Here is an 18,283-nt window from a genome sequence, read left to right as displayed (position 1 = left end):
ATGACCTCCCCGATCCTGTCCGTTTCGAACCTCACGACCTCCTTCCGAGTGGAAGGCCATTGGAAATCGGTCGTCCGCAACATCTCCTTCGACATCAAGCCGAAGGAAACGCTGGCGGTCGTCGGTGAATCCGGCTCCGGCAAGAGCGTGACCGCGCTCTCGATCATGCGGCTGACCCCGCCCGGCTCGAGCAAGATCGAAGGCTCGATCAAGCTCAACGGCAAGGAGCTGCTGACGCTGCCGGATTCCGACATGCGGCACATCCGCGGCAACGAGATCGCGATGATCTTCCAGGAGCCGATGACCTCGCTGAACCCGGTGCTGACCATCGGCTTCCAGATCGCCGAAGCGCTGATCCTGCATCGCGGCCTGTCGCGCTCCGAGGCCGAGGCCGAGACCATCCGCCTGCTGGAGAAGGTCCGCATTCCCGCCGCGAAGTCGCGCTTCCACGAGTACCCGCACCGCTTCTCGGGCGGCATGCGCCAGCGCGTGATGATCGCGATGGCGCTGGCCTGCAAGCCGAAGCTGCTGATCGCCGACGAGCCGACAACCGCCCTCGACGTGACGATCCAGGCGCAGATCCTCGAACTGATCAAGACGCTGCAGGACGAGGAGGGCATGTCCGTCCTCTTCATCACCCACGACATGGGCGTCGTCGCCGAGATCGCCGACCGCACGGTCGTCATGTACAATGGCGACGAGATCGAGACCGGCAACACCGAGGACATCTTCGCCAGGCCGCAGAAGCCCTACACCAAGTCGCTGCTCTCGGCCGTGCCGAAGCTCGGCTCGATGGAAGGCCGCCGCCGGCCGATGCGCTTCCCGGTCGTCGACCGCGCCACCGGCGATTCCGACGTGCCGACCGAAGTGCCCGATACCGTCCAGGCGGCCGAGCGCCCGGTGCTCGAGGTCTCCGGCCTGACCACGCGCTTCGAGATCCGCGGCGGCCTGCTCAGCTCCGTCAGGGGCCGGGTGCATGCGGTCGAGAACGTCTCCTTCAGCCTCAAAGCCGGCGAGACGCTGGCGCTGGTCGGCGAATCCGGCTGCGGCAAGTCCACCACCGGCCGCTCGGTGATGCGCCTGATCGAGCCGCTGGCGGGCTCCGTGCTGCTCGACGGCGTCGACGTGCTCAAGCTCAACCAGCATGACCTGCGCGAACAGCGCAAGCGCATGCAGATGATCTTCCAGGACCCGTTCGCGTCGCTCAACCCGCGCATGAACATCGGCACCGCCGTCGCCGAGCCGCTCCTGATCAACAATCTCGCCACCCGTTCGGAAGCCCGTGACAAGGTCGCCGACCTGCTCAAGCGCGTCGGCCTGCTGCCGGAAATGGCGAACCGCTTCCCGCACGAGTTCTCGGGCGGCCAGCGCCAGCGCATCTGCATCGCGCGGGCGCTCGCGGTCGAGCCGCGGCTGATCGTGGCGGACGAGGCCGTCTCGGCGCTCGACGTCTCGGTCAAGGCGCAGGTGGTGAACCTGATGCTCGACCTGCAGGCCCGCATGGGGCTGGGCTATCTCTTCATCTCGCACGACATGGCGGTGGTGGAGCGCGTCAGCCATCGCGTCGCCGTGATGTATCTCGGCGAGATCGTCGAGATCGGCCCGCGCGAGGCGATCTTCGGCAATCCGCAGCACCCCTACACCAAGCGGCTGCTGGCGGCGGTACCGATCGCCGATCCGACCCGGCGCTCCGAGAAGCGCCCCGTCACCAACGACGAGATCAAGAGCCCAGTGCGGGCGCCCGATTACGTCGTGCCGGTGCGCCAGTATCGCGAGGTCTCCCCCGGCCATGCCGTGATGATCTGGGGCGAGGAATGGGAGAAGAAGGAGCCGGCCGCCGTCGCGGCCTGAGGCCTTCGAAGCGTAAAACGATCAGCCCGCGGCTCGCGCCGCGGGCTTTTTGTTGGGCTGCAGGGAATGCTCTATTTGGGTGGATAGCCGAACTTCGCGACCGGCGCCGCAAACGACCTGATCGCGCCACAACCGGACATTGGGAGATCGCCGGTGGTCTCAATCGGTAATCGCAACACGCTACTTTTCCTTTGGAGATGGAGCGTGGGTGATGAAGCAGCGGCGGCGGATCTACTATTCGGCGGCCCAGCGGGCTGAGATCTGGGATCGCTGGAAGGCCGGCGAGTCGATGAGTTCGATTGGGCGGCGGTTCGATCGGGAGTCCTCTTCGGTGTTCTCGGTGCTTTCGCCGACGGGCGGCATTCGGCCTCCAGACCGGCGGCGGGCGCCGCGGGCGCTCACTCTCAGCGAGCGGGAGGAAATCTCCCGAGGGCTCAGCACCCGCCGGTCGCTGCGCGTGATCGCTCGGCAATTGGGCCGATCACCGTCCACGGTCAGTCGCGAGGTTCAGCGCAACGGCGGGCCGGATCGCTACCGCGCGGCGCGCTCCGATCAGGCGGCCTGGGACCGGGCCTTGCGTCCCAAGCCGTGCAAGCTGGCTTGCCGACCCGGTCTGGCCCGGACAGTATCCGGCAAGCTGCAGCGGAACTGGTCGCCCGAGCAGATCGCCGGCTGGCTCAAGCGCACCTGCCCCCGGGAGCCACACAATCAAGTGTCGCACGAGACGATCTACCGCAGCCTGTTCATCCAGACCCGTGGGGTGCTGAAGAAGGAACTGCTGGACCACCTGAGGGCCCGGCGAACGATCCGCCGCTCCCGGCACGCCAGCCTGAAGCGGAACGGCCTGGGCCAGATCAGGGACGCCGTCTCCATCAGCGAAAGGCCGGCCTCCGTCGAGGATCGTGCGGTCCCTGGTCACTGGGAAGGCGACCTGATCGGCGGCTCCCGGAACAGCTACGTCGCCACGCTGGTCGAGCGGCATTCGCGCTACGTGATGCTGGTCAAGGTCGCCAACAAAGACACCGGGAGCGTCATCACCGCCCTGATCAAACAGTCGAAGAAACTGCCCGGCGAACTCTATCAGTCCCTGACCTGGGACCGAGGCAAGGAGTTGGCCGACCACAAGCGGCTGGCCCTCGCTTCGAACGTCGAGGTCTACTTCTGCGATCCCAGGTCACCCTGGCAACGTGGCTCGAACGAGAACACCAACCGGCTCCTGCGCCAGTATCTTCCCCACGGAACCGACCTGTCCCTGCAAAGCCAGGCCCAGCTCAGCGCCATCGCCCGTCAGCTCAACGAACGGCCCAGAAAGACCTTGCTCTATCAAACCCCAGCCGAGAAGTTCGCCGAGTGTGTTGCGGCGATCAGTTGAGCCCGCCCCCAAATCCGGACACTCCTCGTTCCGCCTCGTTACGCCAGTGCTGGCTGCGCCCCCAAGCGGAGTGACAGTTCTGTTCTGCGGCACTCAGCAAGCATCGGCTAAAAGTCCGATATGCGGTCAACCTTCTTGGTCAGCTTTCCAGCGACTCGATACGTTGTCCGGAGGGTTGGATTGGCGCCGGCGAGAGAACGCAATCAGAGCATGCCAGATGGTCCACGGAACCGAGGGGGAGCCGTCGCCTTGGCGTGCGTGACGTAGCGTTCGGCAAGCCTGGCGTTCGGCTCCTTGTAGCTTGCGAAGCGCTGCGTCGGCGCGAGGAAGCGCTTGCACACGTTGCCCACCTGGCTCTCACCCGCGTCATCCTCAGCCTCGCCGCGCCACAGCAAAGCGGCGCAGCGTAGACCGCGGGAAACGGTCCCCTATTGGACGCCGATCACCGGGATTGGCGGAGGCTCATCGCACCCCGATTTCCTCCCGTGGGCCGGCCCTGCCGCCCCAAGCCTCAAAGCCGTGGCCGGAGGACGACGACGCTTACAAGCCCGCGTGCCAATGGCTGTAAACTCGCCATTAACCTTGATCGGTCATTTCGTCGGACCAGTAGTGGCTTCGCGTGGCTGTACCTGCTGCGGTGCGAGGGTGGCAAACCATGCGGCTGATCGTCGGCACAATCATCGTCTTCGTCTGCGTCTTCGGCAGCTACGCGGCGATGGGTGGCCACCTTGAGGTCCTTTGGCAGCCGTTCGAGTTCGTCATCATCCTCGGTGCAGCGATCGGTGCCTTCGTCATCGGCAACCCCGCGCCGGTGCTCAAGGCCGTGCCCGCCATGCTCGGCACGCTCATGAAGGGCCCCAAGTACAAGCAGGAATGCTATGTCGAACTGCTGGGGATGCAGTATTCATTGTACAAATTTGTGAAGCAGAAGGGCATGCTCGCGGTCGAGGAGCACATCGATAATCCGAGCGAGTCCACGCTGTTCAACGCCTTCCCGACTTTTGCAGCGAACCATCATGCGGTCGAGTTCGTCTGCGACTACATGCGGATGTTGACGATGGGCGCCAACAACGTCCACGAGATGGACGCTCTCATGGACGAGGAACTGGAGACGCACCACCAGGAGCAGGAGCGTGTCGTTGCGGCCATGCAGTCGCTCGCCGACGGAACACCGGCGCTCGGCATCGTCGCCGCCGTGCTCGGCGTGATCAAGACGATGGGGGCGATCACCGAGCCGCCGGAGGTGCTGGGACATCTGATCGGCGGCGCGCTCGTCGGCACCTTCTTCGGCGTCTTCGTCGCCTACGGCTTCTTCGGGCCCATGGCGCAGTCGCTCAAGGGCATCTACGAGGCGGAATCCAAATACTACCTTTCACTCAAGGCGGGTCTCCTCGCCCATATCAGCGGCCAGCCGCCGGTGATGGCGGTAGAATTTGCCCGCAAGGCTCTGATGAGCGACGTCCGCCCGACCTTCAGCGAAGTGGAAGCGGCAACCGCCGATCTGCCTGCCTAGATCTGACCCAATCTCCAATAGGGACTCGATGGCCAAGCCCCCCCAGCCGATCATCATCAAGAAGGTCAAGAAGGCCGCTCATGCGCACCATGGCGGGGCCTGGAAGATCGCCTATGCGGACTTCGTGACCGCCATGATGGCGTTCTTTCTGCTGATGTGGCTGATCAGCATGACGACGCAGGAGCAGAAGATCGGCTTGGCGGAATACTTCGCCCCGGCGGCTCCGAGTCCTACAACCAGTGGCGCTGGCGGCGTCCTGATGGGCACCGTCCTAGACAAGGCAGGCAACAAGCCGTCGGCGCCCCGCGACGCGGCGAGGGGCACTACCGGGCAGGACGACAAAGCGCGCCCAACAAATTCGGGCCGCGCCAGCGACCGCGAGGTCAGCCGCCCGGCCGCCGGCGTGCAGGCCAACTACAGCGCCATAGCCAGCCTCCGGCAGGCGCTCCAGAAGATGCCCGAAATTGCCGAGCTGTCGCGCAACATCGTGATCGAGCCGACCAAGGAGGGGTTGAACGTTTCCCTCGTGGACGAGTACGGCCGCACCATGTTCCCCGAGGGCTCGGTCCAGCCCTACGAGCGCACTCGTCTCGTGCTGGAGGCGCTCGCGCCCACCCTGCGCCGGCTGCCCAACCAACTGTCTGTCGCCGGCCATACGGCCGCCGCGCGCCCGGGCTCGGTGCAGGCCGTCGATTCCTGGAGCCTCACCGCCGGGCGAGCGCTCGCCGTGCGCGAGATACTGTCGGGCGCCGGGCTCCCCAGCAACCGCTTCGTTTCCGTGGTGGGACGCGCGGACACCGAGCCGCTCTTCGTCGACAATCCCTACACCCCGCCGAACCGACGGGTGACGATCACGCTGCTCAATGCGGAGCCGCCGCTACCCCCGGGGGTCATTCCCTGACGACAAGGCGCCTCGGCGGCCTCAGAGCCGTTTAAGAATGAGCTCAGTGGTTGACACGACGTAAGAGGCTGACAATTGCGACGGCGTACCGAAATCCGTCGTTTGCGCCGGGGAGCGAACCCAACAACCTCAGCTTCCTTCCTTCAATCCGGAATCCGCTCCCAATCCTTCAGCCAGGGCGCAGCCGAGGCGTCGCTCGGCGCGCGCCAGTCGCCGCGGGGCGAGAGCGAGCCGCCGGAGGAAACCTTCGGGCCGTTCGGCATGGCCGAGCGCTTGAACTGGCTGGTCTCGAAGAAGCGGCGGATGAAGACGCCGAGCCAGCGCTTGATCACCGGGAGATCATAGGCGACGCGCTTTGCTGCCTCCATGTTCGGCGGCCAGTCGCCGGCGGTCGCGTCGCGCCAGGCATGCTCGGCCAGGAAGGCGATCTTGCTGGGTTTGAAGCCGTAGCGCGTGGTGTAGAACAGGTTGAAGTCCTGCAGCGCATAGGGGCCGACGAAATCTTCGGTCTTCTGGGCCGGCTTGTCGCCGTCGCCCGGCACCAGCTCGGGCGATATCTCGGTTGAGAGGATGTCGAGCATCACGGCCGAGGCTTCCGCGCCGAAGCGGCCGGATTGCGCCACCCAGCGGATGAGATGCTGGATCAGCGTCTTCGGCACGGAGCCGTTAACGTTGTAGTGCGACATGTGATCGCCGACGCCATAGGTGCACCAGCCGAGCGCCAATTCCGAAAGGTCGCCGGTGCCCATCACCAGCGCGTTGTGCCGGTTGGCGAGGCGGAACAGCACCGAGGTGCGCGCGCCCGCCTGCACGTTCTCGAAGGTGATGTCGTAGACCGGCTCGCCCTTGGCGAAGGGATGGCCGATATCGACCAGCATCTGCCGGCAGGCCGGCGTCATGTCGATCTCCTCGGCGCTGACACCGAGCGATCTCATCAGCCGCCAGGCGTTGTCCTTGGTGTCCTTGCTCGTGGCGAAGGCCGGCAGCGTATAGGCGAGGATGTTCTCGCGGGGGAGGCCGAGCGCATCGAAGGTATGGGCCGCGACGATCAGCGCCTGCGTCGAATCGAGGCCGCCGGAGACGCCGATCACAACCTTGTCGAGCCGCGTGCTCTCCAGCCGCTTGCGCAGACCGTGCGACTGGATGTTGTAGGCCTCGAAGCAAAGCTCGTTCAGCCGGGCATCCTCATTCGGCACGAAGGGGAAGCGCTCGACCGTGCGAGCGAGGCCCAGATCCGAGCCGCGATCCGGATCGAGCGTGAAGTCGATACGGCGGAAGCCGAGCCTGTCGCGATGCATGTCGGCGCTGTCGCCGAAGGTGTTCTGGCGGATGCGGTCCATCGCCAGCCGCTCGAGGTCGATATCGGCGAGGATGAGCTGCGGCTCGGCGGCGAAGCGCTCGGCCTCGGCCAGCAGCGCGCCGTTCTCGTAGATCATCGCCTGCCCGTCCCAGGCGAGATCGGTGGTCGATTCGCCGGTGCCGGCGGCGGAGTAGGCATAGGCGGCGATGCAGCGCCCTGAATGCGCTTTGCAAAGAGAGTGGCGCCAGTCGGACTTGCCGATGGTCACGTTTGAAGCCGAGAGGTTGAGCAGCACGGTCGCGCCGGCGAGCGCGGCGAAGGAGCTCGGCGGGATCGGCGTCCAGACGTCCTCGCAGATCTCCATATGGACGATGAGATCGGGGATGTCGGAAGCGGCGAGCAGAATGTCCGTGCCGAAAGGCACCTCCTGGCCGCAGAGATCGATATAGAGCGCACCGGCGCGCTCGCCCGAGGCGAACTGCCGGCGCTCGTAGAATTCGCGGTAGTTCGGTAGATAGGTCTTCGGCACGGCGGCGAGGATGCGGCCGCGATGGATCGTGACGGCGCAGTTGAACAGCCGCCCCTCGACGCGCAGGGGCGCACCGACGACCGCGACGCAGCGCAGGCTCCGGCTTTCCTCGACGAGCCGCGACAGGGCCTCACGCACCGCGTCGAGCAGCGCGTTCTGCTGCAGCAGATCGTCGATCGCATAGGCGCTGATGCCGAGTTCCGGAAACAAGCAGAGCGAGGCGCCGCCTTCATCGGCCCGGCGCAGCAGCGCGATGGTCTCGGCCACGTTGAAGGCGGGATCGGCAACCTTCAGCCGCGGCGCGGCGCATGCGATCCGGACGAGACCGTGGGCGTGAATGTTGCGGAAGCTCATCGTCACTCCGTCGGGCCGACAGGCAGCGAGCCGGCCTGCACCGCTTATCGCGCAGGCGCGAGGCGGTAAGCAAGCCGGGCGCCGGCAGGGCTGCGCCGATGCGGCGACATGGGAGGTCGAGCGCGCCGAACCGGGCGCTCCGTCCCATCCGCAGATGGGCCGAACGTCGCAAGCCCGTGCGATTGCCGGCCGGCATGGCGCACAGTATCCCTCAGGGATCGAAGAGCGGACATCGCAGCCGCCGCACCCCCGGGAAACGCCATGTCCGACGCCGTGCCTTCCGACCGCCGCCTGATCGGCAGCTTCGACTACGTCGTCATCGGCGCAGGATCGGCCGGCTGCGTCGTCGCCAACCGCCTCGCGGCCGATCCGGACACCAAGGTCCTCGTGCTGGAAGCGGGCGGGCTGGACGACTGGATTTGGCTCCACATTCCGGTCGGCTATCTCTTCGCCATCGGCAATCCCCGCGCCGACTGGCTGTTCCAGACCGAGCCCCAGCCCGGCCTCGGCGGGCGGGCGCTGGCCTATCCGCGCGGCAAGGTCGTAGGCGGCTCCTCGGCGATCAACGCCATGGTCTATATGCGCGGCCAGGCGGCCGATTATGACGGCTGGCGCCAGCTCGGGCTGACCGGCTGGGGCTGGGACGAGGTGCTGCCCTATTTCCTCAGGCATGAGGACCATATCGCGCCGCCGCCCGGCGGGCTGCACAAGGCCGGCGGGGAATGGCGCGTCGAGCATCCGCGCGTGCGCTGGGCGATCCTCGACGCCATCCGCGACGCGGCCGAGGCTACCGGCATCGCCAAGATCCCGGATTTCAACACCGGCGACAACGAGGGATCATCCTATTTCCAGGTGAACCAGCGGCGTGGGCGCCGCTTGAGTGCCTATCGCGCCTTCTTGAAGCCGCTGCTCGAACAGCGCGACCGCACCAACCTGCGGCTGGAGACGCGCGTCCATGTCGAGCGCATCGTCTTCGAGAACGGCCGGGCCAAGGCGGTCGAATTCACCCATGGCCTGGGAACACCCAGCGAGGAGAAGCTGAGGGTCGAGGTCAGCGGCGAGGTCGTGCTCTCGGCCGGCGCGATCGCCTCCCCGCTGCTGCTCGAACGCTCCGGCATCGGCAATGGCGCGCGCCTGCAGGGCCTCGGGCTGGAGACGCTGGTGAATGCGCCCGGCGTCGGCGAGAACCTGCAGGACCATCTCCAGATCCGGCCGGTCTACAAGGTCCAGGGGGTCAAGACGCTGAACAGCGACTACGCCAAGGTCTGGCGGCGCCCGCTGATGGCGTTGCAATGGGCGGCGCTGCGCTCCGGCCCGCTGACGATGGCGCCCTCGCAGGTCGGCGCCTTCGCCAAATCCGCGCCGCATTATGCCACCGCCAATCTCCAGTACCATTTCCAGCCGCTCTCGCTCGACAGCTGGGGTTCGGGCTTGCACCCCTTCGACGCGTTCACGGCGAGTGTCTGCAATCTCAGGCCGACCAGCCGCGGCAGCGTCCATCTGCGCTCCGCCGACGTGCACGACACGCCGGTGATCTCCCCGAACTATTTCGACACCGAGGAAGACCGGCAGGTCGCGATCGACGCACTGAAGCTGACCCGCCGGATCGTGGCGCAGGCACCGCTGGCACGCTTCCGGCCGGAGGAATATTTGCCGGGTGCGGAGGCCGACTCGGACGAAGCGCTGCTGGATGCCGCCGCAAAGCTCGGCACCACGATCTTCCACCCGGTCGGCACGGCGAGGATGGGACGCGACGACGATCCCGGCGCCGTGCTGGACGAGCGCCTGCGCGTGCGCGGCGTCATGGGCCTGCGCGTCATCGACGCCTCGGTGATGCCGGCCATCACCTCGGGCAACACCGCCAACCCGACCATGATGATCGCCGAGAAGGGCGTGGCGATGCTCAAGGAGGACGCGCGCAGCTGAGTTGCAGCGCAAAGATTTGCTGATTTCTACAGACCCGCGACGTCATCCCGGGCTTGACCCGGGATCCATGCCAGAGCGTGTCCAACAATCGTCAGGCATGGATCCCGGATCTGCGCTTCGCTCCGTCCGGGATGACTCGCGTTTCCACGAAAACGCAGCACGCTTCAAAGAGTGACAGGCTCTCGCGATCTTCGTTTCGGGCTTCGAAACGCCATAAAGACCGGCCTATTAAGGACGGCTTCACGCCGGATCACACCATGCCCCCAGTTTCGCCCGACAGGAGCCTGCCCAAGCGGCTCGCGCTCGGGATCGTCCGCGCGGTCCTGACGGTGTTCATCGTCCTCGACGAGATGGCGCGGCCGCTCTACCGGCCGCTCATCCGCTGGTTTTCATCGCTGCGGCTGGTTCATCGCCTCGAGGAAGCCGTGGCCGGGCTGCCGCGCCCGCTCGTGCTGCTGGCGCTCGCCGTGCCCTTCGCCATCGCCGAGCCGCTGAAGCTGCTCGGCCTCGTCATGATGGCGCGCGGCGCCTTCTGGCCGGGGCTGATCGTGCTCGGCCTCGCCCATCTCGCCAGCTTCCTCATCGTCGAGCGCATCTATCATGCCGGGCGCGAGAAGCTGATGAGCTATGGCTGGTTCGCAGGGATCATGGGGATCGTGATCCGCCTGCGCGACCAGGTCCTGGGCTGGGTGCGGGCATCGGCCGCCTATGCCTTCGCCATCCGGACGCGCGATGCCGCCCGGCGCTGGTGGCAGGGGCTGCTGGCCTGAAAGCTCAGCGCCGGCTGCGTGCCAGCAGGAAGAGCGCGACGGCAGCCAGGGCCGAGAAGGCGATCAGCAGCAGCGTCGAGACCGTCACGCCGCCGCGCTCCAGCGCCACGGCGAAGGCCAGCGGCGCCGCCGCCTTGATGACGAGGCCGGGCGCCGAGAGCTTGCCCATCGTCGCGCCGAAGCCGACCGGCCCGAACAGTTGCAACGGCACCGTGCCGCGCACGATCGAACTCAGCCCCATGCTGATGCCGAAGGCAACGGCGAAGAGGCCGGCAACCACCGGCAGCGATCCGCCGACCAGCAGCAGCGCAAGGCCAAGCGGCATCAGGCAGGCGGAAACCCAGGCAGTGGTGACGGGCGAGACGGCGCGGCCGAACAGCATCTCGACCAATCGCCCCGCCACCTGAGAAGGCCCGAGCATCGCGCCGATGCCGACCGCGACCGCAGCGCCGAGGCCGAAGCCGCGCAGCAGCGTCAGCAGATGGATCGCCATGGCAGAGACGACGAAGCCCTGCAGCGAAAAGGCCAGCGCCAGCCACAGGAAGGCGCGGCGGCGGGCATCGCCCGTGAGATAGGCCGTTTCGGGTTCCGCCGGCGCCGATGCGGCTGCGCCCGAGGCATGCGCCGCCACCGGCCGCTTCACCCGCCCCGGCAGGAAGAGGAGGTGCAACGGCATGCAGACCAGGATCTGCGACAGGCCGTAGAGCCTGTAGACGCCGCGCCAGTCGAGGACCGCCAGCAGGCTGCTGGTCAATGGCCAGAACAGCGTCGAGGCGAAGCCGCCGATCAGGGTGAGCTGGCTGATGGCGCGCCGTGCCTGGCCGCCGCGCGCCTGCGTCAGCGCAGCGAAGGCCGCATCGTAGAAGACCGCGGTGGTCACCGCCTGCAGCGCGACCATGGCCGCGACGTAGCTGACGATGCCCCGCGCCTCCGCCAGCGCCAGCAGGGACAGCCCGGCCAAGGCCGATCCCACCGTCATCACCAGCCGCGTGCCGTAGCGGTCTATCAGGCTGCCGGTCACCGGGGCGACGGCGCCGCCGAGGAAGAGCCCGGCCGCCAGACCGCCATAGGTCCATTCCGGCGGCCAGCCGAAGCTTTCGGTGATGCGCGGCGCCAGCACGGTGAAGGCGTAGTAGAGCGCGCCATAGCCGAAGACCTGCGTGACGCCGAGCGCGACGATGAGCGACGGCCCGCCGGGCCGAAGAAATCTGGGCGAAGCCATGGCCGTCATCTGCCCCGGTCAGACGATCTGGTTGCGCAGGCCTGCGTCGCCGCGTGCGAGACGATCCAGATTGTCGATGAGGATATCGATGACATTGCTCTCATAGGCGCGGGTCTCGCCGGCGCTGTGCGGGGTGACGATGACCTGCGGCAGGCGCCAGAACGGCGAGGCCGCCGGCAGCGGCTCGTCATGGAAGCAATCGAGCCCGGCACCGGCGATCCCGCCATTGCCGAGGGCATCCAACAACGCGGCTTCGTCGACCACGCGGCCACGCGCGACATTGATCAGGTAGGCGGAGGGCTTCATCGCCGCGAGGATGCGGGCGTCGACCAGCCCTTCCGTCTCGGGGGTCAGCGGGCAGGTCAGCGCGACGAAATCCGCCTGCGCGACCGTTTCCGCGAGCTTGTCGGGATGGACGATGGCTTCGACATGCGGCTGCGGCTCGGGGCTGCGGCGCACGCCGATGACGCGCATGTCGAACGCGGCCGCGAGCTTCGCCAGCCTCAGGCCGATGCGGCCGAGCCCGACGACGACCAGCGTCTCGCCGCCGAGCTCATCCTCGCGGAGCGCGCGATCGCCGATCATCGGCCGCCAGGACTGCTTTGCCTGATTGTCCCGGGCGAAATGGATTTGCCGGGTCAGCGCCAGGATCAGCGACATCGCATGCTCGGCCACGGCGCGCTCGTTGCCGCCCTGTGCACTGGCGAGACGGACACCGGCTGCGCCGAGCGCCGCCTTGTCGAACTGGTCGGTGCCGGCGCTGACCGACTGGATGAAGCGCAGCTTCGGCAGCCTCGGCAACAGATCGTTACGCCACATGCCGGAGACGACGATGATATCCGCCTCCGGCCCGCGCTCGCGCAATTCGTCGAGGCTGCGGACCTCGAAGCTGCGGGCGGCGCGATTGCGGCGGGCGAATTCGTCCCTGAGCTGATAGGCGGCGTGCGCGAAGCCTATCGTCAATTCGCCTTCCGGCGGCAGCAATGCCATGCGTCGTCTCTCCCCGAATCCGTCAGTGGACGTTAGCCGCCGCGCCGGCTTCTGTCCCCGCGCTCGCCGCATGCAAGCTTCACGCTGGTGGCGATGTTTCGGGCGCATCAATGAGCGCCGCCTGCAAGCGCGACCACGCGGCCTCGTCGCCGGGCAGGCCGAAGCGCAAACGGTCGGGTGCGCTCTGAAAGCGGCGGACATAGATGCCGTGGCGGCCGAGGCGGACGAAGAGTGCCGATGCAGTCGGCGTCTCCAACAGGCGGAACAGGCTGGTGCCGCCCACGATGCGGCCATACGGCGCGAGCAGCGCGTCCAGGCGTGCGGCATCACGGCTGCGATCTGCGCCGGCCCTGGCGAGCCAATCGCGATCCGCGAGGGCCTGCGCGCCGACGTGCAAGGCAGGTCCCGCCACCGACCAGGGCCCGAGCGATGCTCGGAGCCGCGCCATCAGATCGGCAGCGCCGATGGCGAAGCCGAGACGCAGGCCTGCGAGCCCATAGGTCTTGCCGAAGGAGCGCAGGACGAGCGCGCCAGCGGGCAAATCCCGCACGAGGCTCGTCTCCGGCGTGAAATCGGCGAAGGCCTCGTCGACGACGAGCAGGCCGCCGCGCGCGGCACAGCGGACGGCGAGGCCGGCGAGTTCCGTTCGCGAGAGCATGCGGCCATCGGGGTTGTTGGGATTGACCACGACGACGGTCGCAGCCGCCTCGGTGGGCGATGCCGCCTCCATCACCGTGAAGCCCGCCTTGCGCCAGGCATGGGCGTGTTCCGCATAGGTCGGACCGAGGATGGCGACGGGCCCGGCCGGCGCGAGATGCGGCAGCAGCTCGATCAGGATTTGCGTGCCGGGCGCCGCGACGATGCCTGCGCCGTCCGGCACCCGGTAGGCCGCGCGGGCGGCGGCGATGAGCGCGGCCTCGTCATCGGCGCCGGGCAGGCGCGTCCAGAGGCTTAACGGCAGCGCCGGAAGCGGATAGGGGATCGGATTGATCCCGGTGGAGAGATCGATCCACGGTTGCGGCGCATCCGGAAAGAGCGCGCGGGCCGTGGCGAGATCGCCGCCATGCCAGATGTCGTCCTCAGCCACGATCGCGCCCGCGCCCCGCATGAACCTCTCCGCCAGCCTGCCGCTGCTCGTGCTCGCGCTTACGATCGAGGCGGCGTTCGGCTATCCCGAGCGCTTCTATGCCGCAATCGGCCATCCCGTCACCTGGATCGGGCGATTGATTGGAGCGCTGGACCGGGCGCTGAACCGCGAGGCCTCGTCCTTCGTCACCCGCAAGGCGATGGGCGTGCTGGCGCTGGCGCTGCTGCTCGCGGCCACGATCGCTCCCGCGTTGCTGCTCCAGAGCTTCTGCCTGGCCTTCTGGCCGCTTGGCCTCATCCCGCTCGCGCTCGTCGCCTCGACGCTGATCGCCCAGCGCAGCCTTTACGAACACGTCGCCCGCGTGGCCGAGGGGCTGGAGCGCGAGGGCCTGGAAGGCGGCCGGAAGGCCGTCTCGATGATCGTCGGGCGCAATCCGAACACGCTGGACGAGGCCGGGGTGGCGCGCGCCGCCATCGAGAGTCTCGCGGAGAACTTCTCCGACGGCATCACCGCGCCGGCCTTCTGGCTCGGCGCCGGAGGCCTGCCGGGCATCGCCGCCTACAAGGCGATCAACACGGCCGATTCGATGATCGGCCATCGCACGCCGCGTCACCTCGCCTTCGGCTGGGCCGCGGCGCGGCTCGACGACCTCGTCAACCTGCCGGCCTCGCGATTGACGGCGCTGCTGCTGATCGTTGCCGCGGCACTCGACCGGACGGTGGATGCTGGCGGTGCCTGGCGAGCCCTGCGGCGCGACGCCGGCAAGCACCGCTCGCCCAATGCCGGCTGGCCGGAGGCGGCCATGGCCGGTGCGCTCGGGCTGCGGCTGGCGGGCCCGCGCGTCTATGGCGATACCCGCATCGACGATCACTGGATGGGCGATGGTCGGGCCGATGCGAACGCTGCCGACATCAGGCGCGCGCTTGCGCTGTACCGGCGCGCCTGCGGGTTGCTGTGGGGACTGGCGGCAGGGCTGACGGCCGCCGCTCTGCTCTGACTCCGACGATCAACTTGCTCCGGAAACACACCGTCATTCCGGGGCATCGCGCAGCGATGAGCCTGGAACCCATGGACACAGGGTTTTCGGGAGAAGGCGCCGACACTCCGGCATGACGTCCATCGGACGGTGTTCATGGGTTCCGCGCTCGGGCCTTCGGCCCGCCCCGGAATGACGGCGCGGTTCTCGTAAAACCCGTTAGCGGCGAATGCCGTTCGTCGCCCCGGACTTCACTCCGGCAACGGCACGGCGCGGCGCGCTATCGCCTGAAGATCGGCTCCCACGGGCAGCGAGCCGAAATGGCCCGACCAGCCACCCGCCAGTCGCGAGGCGACGAAGGCGTCGGCCACCGCATGCGGCGCGTGGCGGATCAGCAGCGAGGCCGACAAGCCAAGCGCCATGCGCTCGACGAAGCGCCGCGCCAGATGCTCGTGGCGGAGCACATCGACGAGATCGGTCGCCAATTCGGCGAGGAAAGCGTCATAGCGCGGATCGTTGCCGCGCGCGGCGCGCAATTCGTCGAGCAGGGCCGGCACGCAATCGGGATAGCGGCGGATCGAGCGGAGCACGTCGAGGCAAACGACATTGCCCGTACCTTCCCAGATGCCGTTGAGCGGCGCCTCGCGATAGAGCCGCGCCATCAGATGGTCCTCGACGAAGCCGTTGCCGCCATGGCATTCCAGCGCCTCGACCACCACCGGCGTGGCGCGCTTGCAGTTCCAGTATTTGGCGATTGGCGCGCCGATGCGGCCGATGAGCTTCTCCGCCTCGCTCCCGCCCTCGCGATCGAGCGCATGGACAAAGCGGAAGGCGAGCCAGGCGGCGGCTTCGGCCTCCAGAGCGAGGTCGGCGATCACATTGGTCATGATCGGCTGGTCGATCAGCGCCTTCTGGAAGGCGCGGCGATGGGCGGTGTGATGCGCCGCCTGCGCGACCGCATGGCGCATCAGCCCGGCCGAGCCGACGGCGAAATCGAGCCTCGTGTAGTGGTTCATCTCCAGCCCGGCGCGGATGCCATGGCCGGGCTCGTCGATGAGATGAGCGATGACGCCGCGGAATTCGACCTCGGAGGAGGCGTTCGACTTGTTGCCGCACTTGTCCTTGAGCCGCTGGATCTGCAGCCGGTTGCGCGAACCGTTCGGCAGCCAGCCCGGCACGACGAAGCAGGAGACGCCCTCCTCGGTCCGCGCCAGCGTCAGGAACACATCCGAATGCGGGACGGAGAAGAACCATTTATGCCCGGTGAGAGAATAGGTGCCGTCGGCGTTGCGCGTGGCGACGGTCTGGGTCTGGCGCAGGTCGGAGCCGCCCTGCTTCTCGGTCATCGCCATGCCGACCGTGCCGCCGCGCTTCTGCGCTGCCGGCAGCGGACGCTGATCGTAGTCGGAGGAGGTGATCAGCTTGCCGAACTCGGCCCAGCGCGCGGGGTCGCGCTGCAGGACGGGGATCGCCGAATAGGTCATGCCGAGCGGGCAGCAGATGCCGTTCTCGCCCTGGTTCCAGAGATAGGAGACCGCGGCGCGCGCCACCTGCGCGCCGGAGCGCGGCTTGGTCCAGCAGAGCGAATGGAACTCGTCGCGCATGGCGAGCCCCATCAGCTCATGCCAGGCGGGGTGGAATTCGATCTGGTCGACGCGCCGGCCCCAGCGATCATGCGTCCGCAGTTCCGGCAGGCTGCGATTGGCCTGCCGCGCCAGATCCTGCACGCGTTGCGAGCCGACATGGCCGCCGACCACGCTCGCCTGCTCGCGGAACCAGCCGGCGCCGAACATGTCGAGGATGCGTCCGAGCGCGGGGTCCGCCGCGTAGGCGTCGTAATCCGCCAGCGCCGGGGCCTGGTTCAGCACCTCGTGGGTGTCGTAGCCGTATGCATCGAGAGCGGTCATGCGGCCTGTCCTTCACGGGAGATCAGCGCGGCGAGGGAGAGATCGGCGAGCGCGGCAGCGATCTCGCGACCGCGTTCGGCGGTGATCGGCCGCTCGGGCGAAAGCGGGCCGATCAGCGCTTCCATGAAGCCGCCGACGATCATCGCCGCGGCGGCGTCGGGATCGACGGGACGGAAAGCGCCCTGCCCTTCGCCTTCCACGACAAGTGCGCGGAAGATGCCGGCGATCTCACGGCGATAGTCGAGCCGCGTCGCATCGACGGCCGGATCGGCGGGTTCGGCGATCATCGACCAGGCGAGACGGCGATTGGCGAAGGCGCGCCGGGCGAAAGCTTCGACTGCCGACGTCAGGCGCTCGGTGACCGGCGCATCGCTCGCGGCGATCTCGCGCAGCACGGCGAGTTCTCGCGAGGACACCGCCGCGACGATCTGGGCCATCAGCTCGGCCTTGGAGGAGAAATACGAATAGACGCTGCCGGTGGAGACGCCGCTGGCGGAGGCCACTGCGGCAATCGATGTTTCCTGGAAGCCGACCTCCGAGACGATCCGGCGCGCGGCGGAGAGGATCGCCTCACGCTTGCCCGCCTTGCGCGGTTGTTTCGGGGTTCCATCGACCATGCACGATCTCGAAATTGAATCTGAATTCAAATTCAATATGAAGAGGAACCCCATTCCGTCAAGTGTCCGCCAGCAAGGGTAATCGATCGGGCAATGGAGGCGCGGGAACCCTCTCCTGGAAGGAGCGGGCAGGATGAGGTGGAGGCCGCTGGACCAGGGACGCGAGTGCTCACGGCGCGGTTGGGCTCGGGCTAGCGATGCCCCTCCAAACAGCTCACCCCTCCGCTCTCCTTACAGGAGAGGGGTTCCCGCGCTCTCCTACCCGTCTTCGTCTGCTGGAATGGGTTGGGTCGATTTACCCCGAGAAAGACGGCAAGCTTCTTTCTGCGCCCCCCGAAAGAGGCTCAGAACTCGATACCTTGCTGCGCCTTCACGCCGGCGGCGAAGTGATGCTTCACCAGCGTCATCTCGGTGACGAGGTCGGCGGCCTCGATCAGTTCCGGCTTGGCGTTGCGACCGGTGACGACGACGTGGAGGTCGGGCCGGCGAGCCTTGAGCGTCGCCACGACATCGGCGAGCGGCAGGTAATCGTAGCGCAAGGCGATATTGAGCTCGTCCAGCACCAGCAGCCTGATCTCCGGATCGGCCATCAATTCCCTCGCCTTGGCGAAGGCCCGCTCGGCGGCGGCGATGTCGCGGGCCTTGTCCTGCGTTTCCCAGGTGAAGCCCTCGCCCATGCTGTGCCAGCTGACCTGATCGCCGAAGGCTTCGAGCGCCTTGCGCTCGCCGGTCGACCAGGCGCCCTTGATGAACTGCACCACGCCGATGCGCCAGCCATGGCCGAGCGCCCTCAGGATCAGGCCGAAGGCCGCCGTCGACTTGCCCTTGCCGGGACCGGTATTGACGATGAGCAGGCCCTTCTCGACCGTCTTGGAGGCGATTTCGGCGTCCTGAACCGCCTTGCGCTTCTCCATCTTCGCCTTGTGGCGGGCGGCTTCGTCAGCGTCGATATCCCGCGTCATGTCTTC

General features: G+C 67.4%; 15 protein-coding genes. 7 read left to right on the top strand and 8 right to left on the bottom strand.

Going from position 1 to position 18,283, the window contains the following annotated elements:
* Positions 1-1,851 (top strand): ABC transporter ATP-binding protein, encoded by a 1,851-nt coding sequence (locus tag NWE53_RS22710; protein ID WP_265051607.1) that lies wholly within the window; start codon positions 1-3, stop codon positions 1,849-1,851.
* 211 nt (positions 1,852-2,062) lie between these two features.
* The gene (locus tag NWE53_RS22705; RefSeq protein ID WP_265051606.1) at positions 2,063-3,223 is read left to right on the top strand and encodes an IS30 family transposase; all 1,161 of its coding nucleotides are present in this window, start codon (positions 2,063-2,065) and stop codon (positions 3,221-3,223) included.
* A gap of 203 nt (positions 3,224-3,426) precedes the next feature.
* Here the strand turns inward: NWE53_RS22705 and NWE53_RS22700 are convergent, their stop codons facing one another.
* Positions 3,427-3,573: a hypothetical protein gene (locus NWE53_RS22700; protein WP_265051605.1), complete on the bottom strand. Its 147-nt coding sequence runs from the start codon at positions 3,571-3,573 to the stop codon at positions 3,427-3,429.
* 305 nt (positions 3,574-3,878) lie between these two features.
* Between NWE53_RS22700 and motA the strand changes: the two genes are divergently transcribed.
* Positions 3,879-4,736 carry a flagellar motor stator protein MotA gene (gene motA / locus NWE53_RS22695; protein WP_265051604.1) on the top strand — a complete coding sequence of 286 codons (858 nt, stop codon included), beginning with the start codon at positions 3,879-3,881 and terminating at the stop codon, positions 4,734-4,736.
* A gap of 28 nt (positions 4,737-4,764) precedes the next feature.
* Positions 4,765-5,637: a flagellar motor protein MotB gene (locus NWE53_RS22690; protein ID WP_265051603.1), complete on the top strand. Its 873-nt coding sequence runs from the start codon at positions 4,765-4,767 to the stop codon at positions 5,635-5,637.
* Between the two features lie 143 nt (positions 5,638-5,780).
* On the opposite strand, the gene NWE53_RS22685 is transcribed toward NWE53_RS22690, so the two are convergent.
* Positions 5,781-7,820, bottom strand: coding sequence for an NAD(+) synthase (locus NWE53_RS22685; protein ID WP_265051602.1), 2,040 nt, complete (start codon positions 7,818-7,820; stop codon positions 5,781-5,783).
* Positions 7,821-8,081: 261 nt separating this feature from the next.
* Between NWE53_RS22685 and NWE53_RS22680 the strand changes: the two genes are divergently transcribed.
* The gene (locus tag NWE53_RS22680; protein ID WP_265051601.1) at positions 8,082-9,746 is read left to right on the top strand and encodes a GMC family oxidoreductase; all 1,665 of its coding nucleotides are present in this window, start codon (positions 8,082-8,084) and stop codon (positions 9,744-9,746) included.
* Between the two features lie 257 nt (positions 9,747-10,003).
* Entirely contained in the window at positions 10,004-10,516 is a 513-nt protein-coding gene (locus tag NWE53_RS22675) for a hypothetical protein (RefSeq protein ID WP_265051600.1), read from the top strand.
* Positions 10,517-10,520: 4 nt separating this feature from the next.
* Here the strand turns inward: NWE53_RS22675 and NWE53_RS22670 are convergent, their stop codons facing one another.
* From NWE53_RS22670 to cobD, 3 genes are all read right to left on the bottom strand, one after another.
* Positions 10,521-11,738, bottom strand: a complete 1,218-nt coding sequence (locus tag NWE53_RS22670; protein WP_265051599.1) for an MFS transporter — start codon at positions 11,736-11,738, stop codon at positions 10,521-10,523.
* 18 nt (positions 11,739-11,756) lie between these two features.
* On the bottom strand, positions 11,757-12,728 hold the full coding sequence (locus tag NWE53_RS22665; RefSeq protein WP_265051598.1) for a D-2-hydroxyacid dehydrogenase: 972 nt from the start codon (positions 12,726-12,728) through the stop codon (positions 11,757-11,759).
* 79 nt (positions 12,729-12,807) lie between these two features.
* Positions 12,808-13,836 (bottom strand): threonine-phosphate decarboxylase CobD, encoded by a 1,029-nt coding sequence (gene cobD / locus NWE53_RS22660; protein WP_265051597.1) that lies wholly within the window; start codon positions 13,834-13,836, stop codon positions 12,808-12,810.
* Between cobD and cbiB the strand changes: the two genes are divergently transcribed.
* Positions 13,835-14,812, top strand: a complete 978-nt coding sequence (gene cbiB, locus NWE53_RS22655) for an adenosylcobinamide-phosphate synthase CbiB (RefSeq protein ID WP_265051596.1) — start codon at positions 13,835-13,837, stop codon at positions 14,810-14,812. The genes cobD and cbiB overlap by 2 nt on opposite strands.
* Positions 14,813-15,042: 230 nt before the next feature.
* Here the strand turns inward: cbiB and NWE53_RS22650 are convergent, their stop codons facing one another.
* The 3 genes from NWE53_RS22650 to cobO all read right to left on the bottom strand — a co-directional run bounded on the left by NWE53_RS22650 (position 15,043) and on the right by cobO (position 18,277).
* Positions 15,043-16,698, bottom strand: a complete 1,656-nt coding sequence (locus NWE53_RS22650; protein WP_265051595.1) for an acyl-CoA dehydrogenase family protein — start codon at positions 16,696-16,698, stop codon at positions 15,043-15,045.
* Positions 16,695-17,315, bottom strand: a complete 621-nt coding sequence (locus tag NWE53_RS22645; RefSeq protein WP_265051594.1) for a TetR/AcrR family transcriptional regulator — start codon at positions 17,313-17,315, stop codon at positions 16,695-16,697. The genes NWE53_RS22650 and NWE53_RS22645 overlap by 4 nt, the downstream gene beginning before the upstream one ends.
* Before the next feature lie 344 nt (positions 17,316-17,659).
* The gene (gene cobO, locus NWE53_RS22640; protein ID WP_265051593.1) at positions 17,660-18,277 is read right to left on the bottom strand and encodes a cob(I)yrinic acid a,c-diamide adenosyltransferase; all 618 of its coding nucleotides are present in this window, start codon (positions 18,275-18,277) and stop codon (positions 17,660-17,662) included.
* Between the last annotated feature and the right edge of the window lie 6 nt (positions 18,278-18,283).

The sequence above is a fragment of the Bosea sp. NBC_00550 genome, from assembly GCF_026020075.1.
In the GTDB taxonomy this organism is placed as follows: domain Bacteria; phylum Pseudomonadota; class Alphaproteobacteria; order Rhizobiales; family Beijerinckiaceae; genus Allobosea.
Note: the sequence above shows the minus strand (reverse complement) of the source record. Positions and strands in the feature narration are given on the sequence as shown.

Excerpts from the sequence above, each read along its gene's own strand:
- NWE53_RS22710 (WP_265051607.1), top strand. The coding sequence starts at position 1 with ATGACCTCCCCGATCCTGTCCGTTTCGAACCTCACGACCTCCTTCCGA.
- NWE53_RS22705 (WP_265051606.1), top strand. The coding sequence starts at position 2,063 with ATGAAGCAGCGGCGGCGGATCTACTATTCGGCGGCCCAGCGGGCTGAG.
- motA (WP_265051604.1), top strand. The coding sequence starts at position 3,879 with ATGCGGCTGATCGTCGGCACAATCATCGTCTTCGTCTGCGTCTTCGGC.
- NWE53_RS22690 (WP_265051603.1), top strand. The coding sequence starts at position 4,765 with ATGGCCAAGCCCCCCCAGCCGATCATCATCAAGAAGGTCAAGAAGGCC.
- NWE53_RS22685 (WP_265051602.1), bottom strand. The coding sequence starts at position 7,820 with ATGAGCTTCCGCAACATTCACGCCCACGGTCTCGTCCGGATCGCATGC.
- NWE53_RS22680 (WP_265051601.1), top strand. The coding sequence starts at position 8,082 with ATGTCCGACGCCGTGCCTTCCGACCGCCGCCTGATCGGCAGCTTCGAC.
- NWE53_RS22675 (WP_265051600.1), top strand. The coding sequence starts at position 10,004 with ATGCCCCCAGTTTCGCCCGACAGGAGCCTGCCCAAGCGGCTCGCGCTC.
- NWE53_RS22670 (WP_265051599.1), bottom strand. The coding sequence starts at position 11,738 with ATGGCTTCGCCCAGATTTCTTCGGCCCGGCGGGCCGTCGCTCATCGTC.
- NWE53_RS22665 (WP_265051598.1), bottom strand. The coding sequence starts at position 12,728 with ATGGCATTGCTGCCGCCGGAAGGCGAATTGACGATAGGCTTCGCGCAC.
- cbiB (WP_265051596.1), top strand. The coding sequence starts at position 13,835 with ATGAACCTCTCCGCCAGCCTGCCGCTGCTCGTGCTCGCGCTTACGATC.
- cobD (WP_265051597.1), bottom strand. The coding sequence starts at position 13,836 with ATGCGGGGCGCGGGCGCGATCGTGGCTGAGGACGACATCTGGCATGGC.
- NWE53_RS22650 (WP_265051595.1), bottom strand. The coding sequence starts at position 16,698 with ATGACCGCTCTCGATGCATACGGCTACGACACCCACGAGGTGCTGAAC.
- NWE53_RS22645 (WP_265051594.1), bottom strand. The coding sequence starts at position 17,315 with ATGGTCGATGGAACCCCGAAACAACCGCGCAAGGCGGGCAAGCGTGAG.
- cobO (WP_265051593.1), bottom strand. The coding sequence starts at position 18,277 with ATGACGCGGGATATCGACGCTGACGAAGCCGCCCGCCACAAGGCGAAG.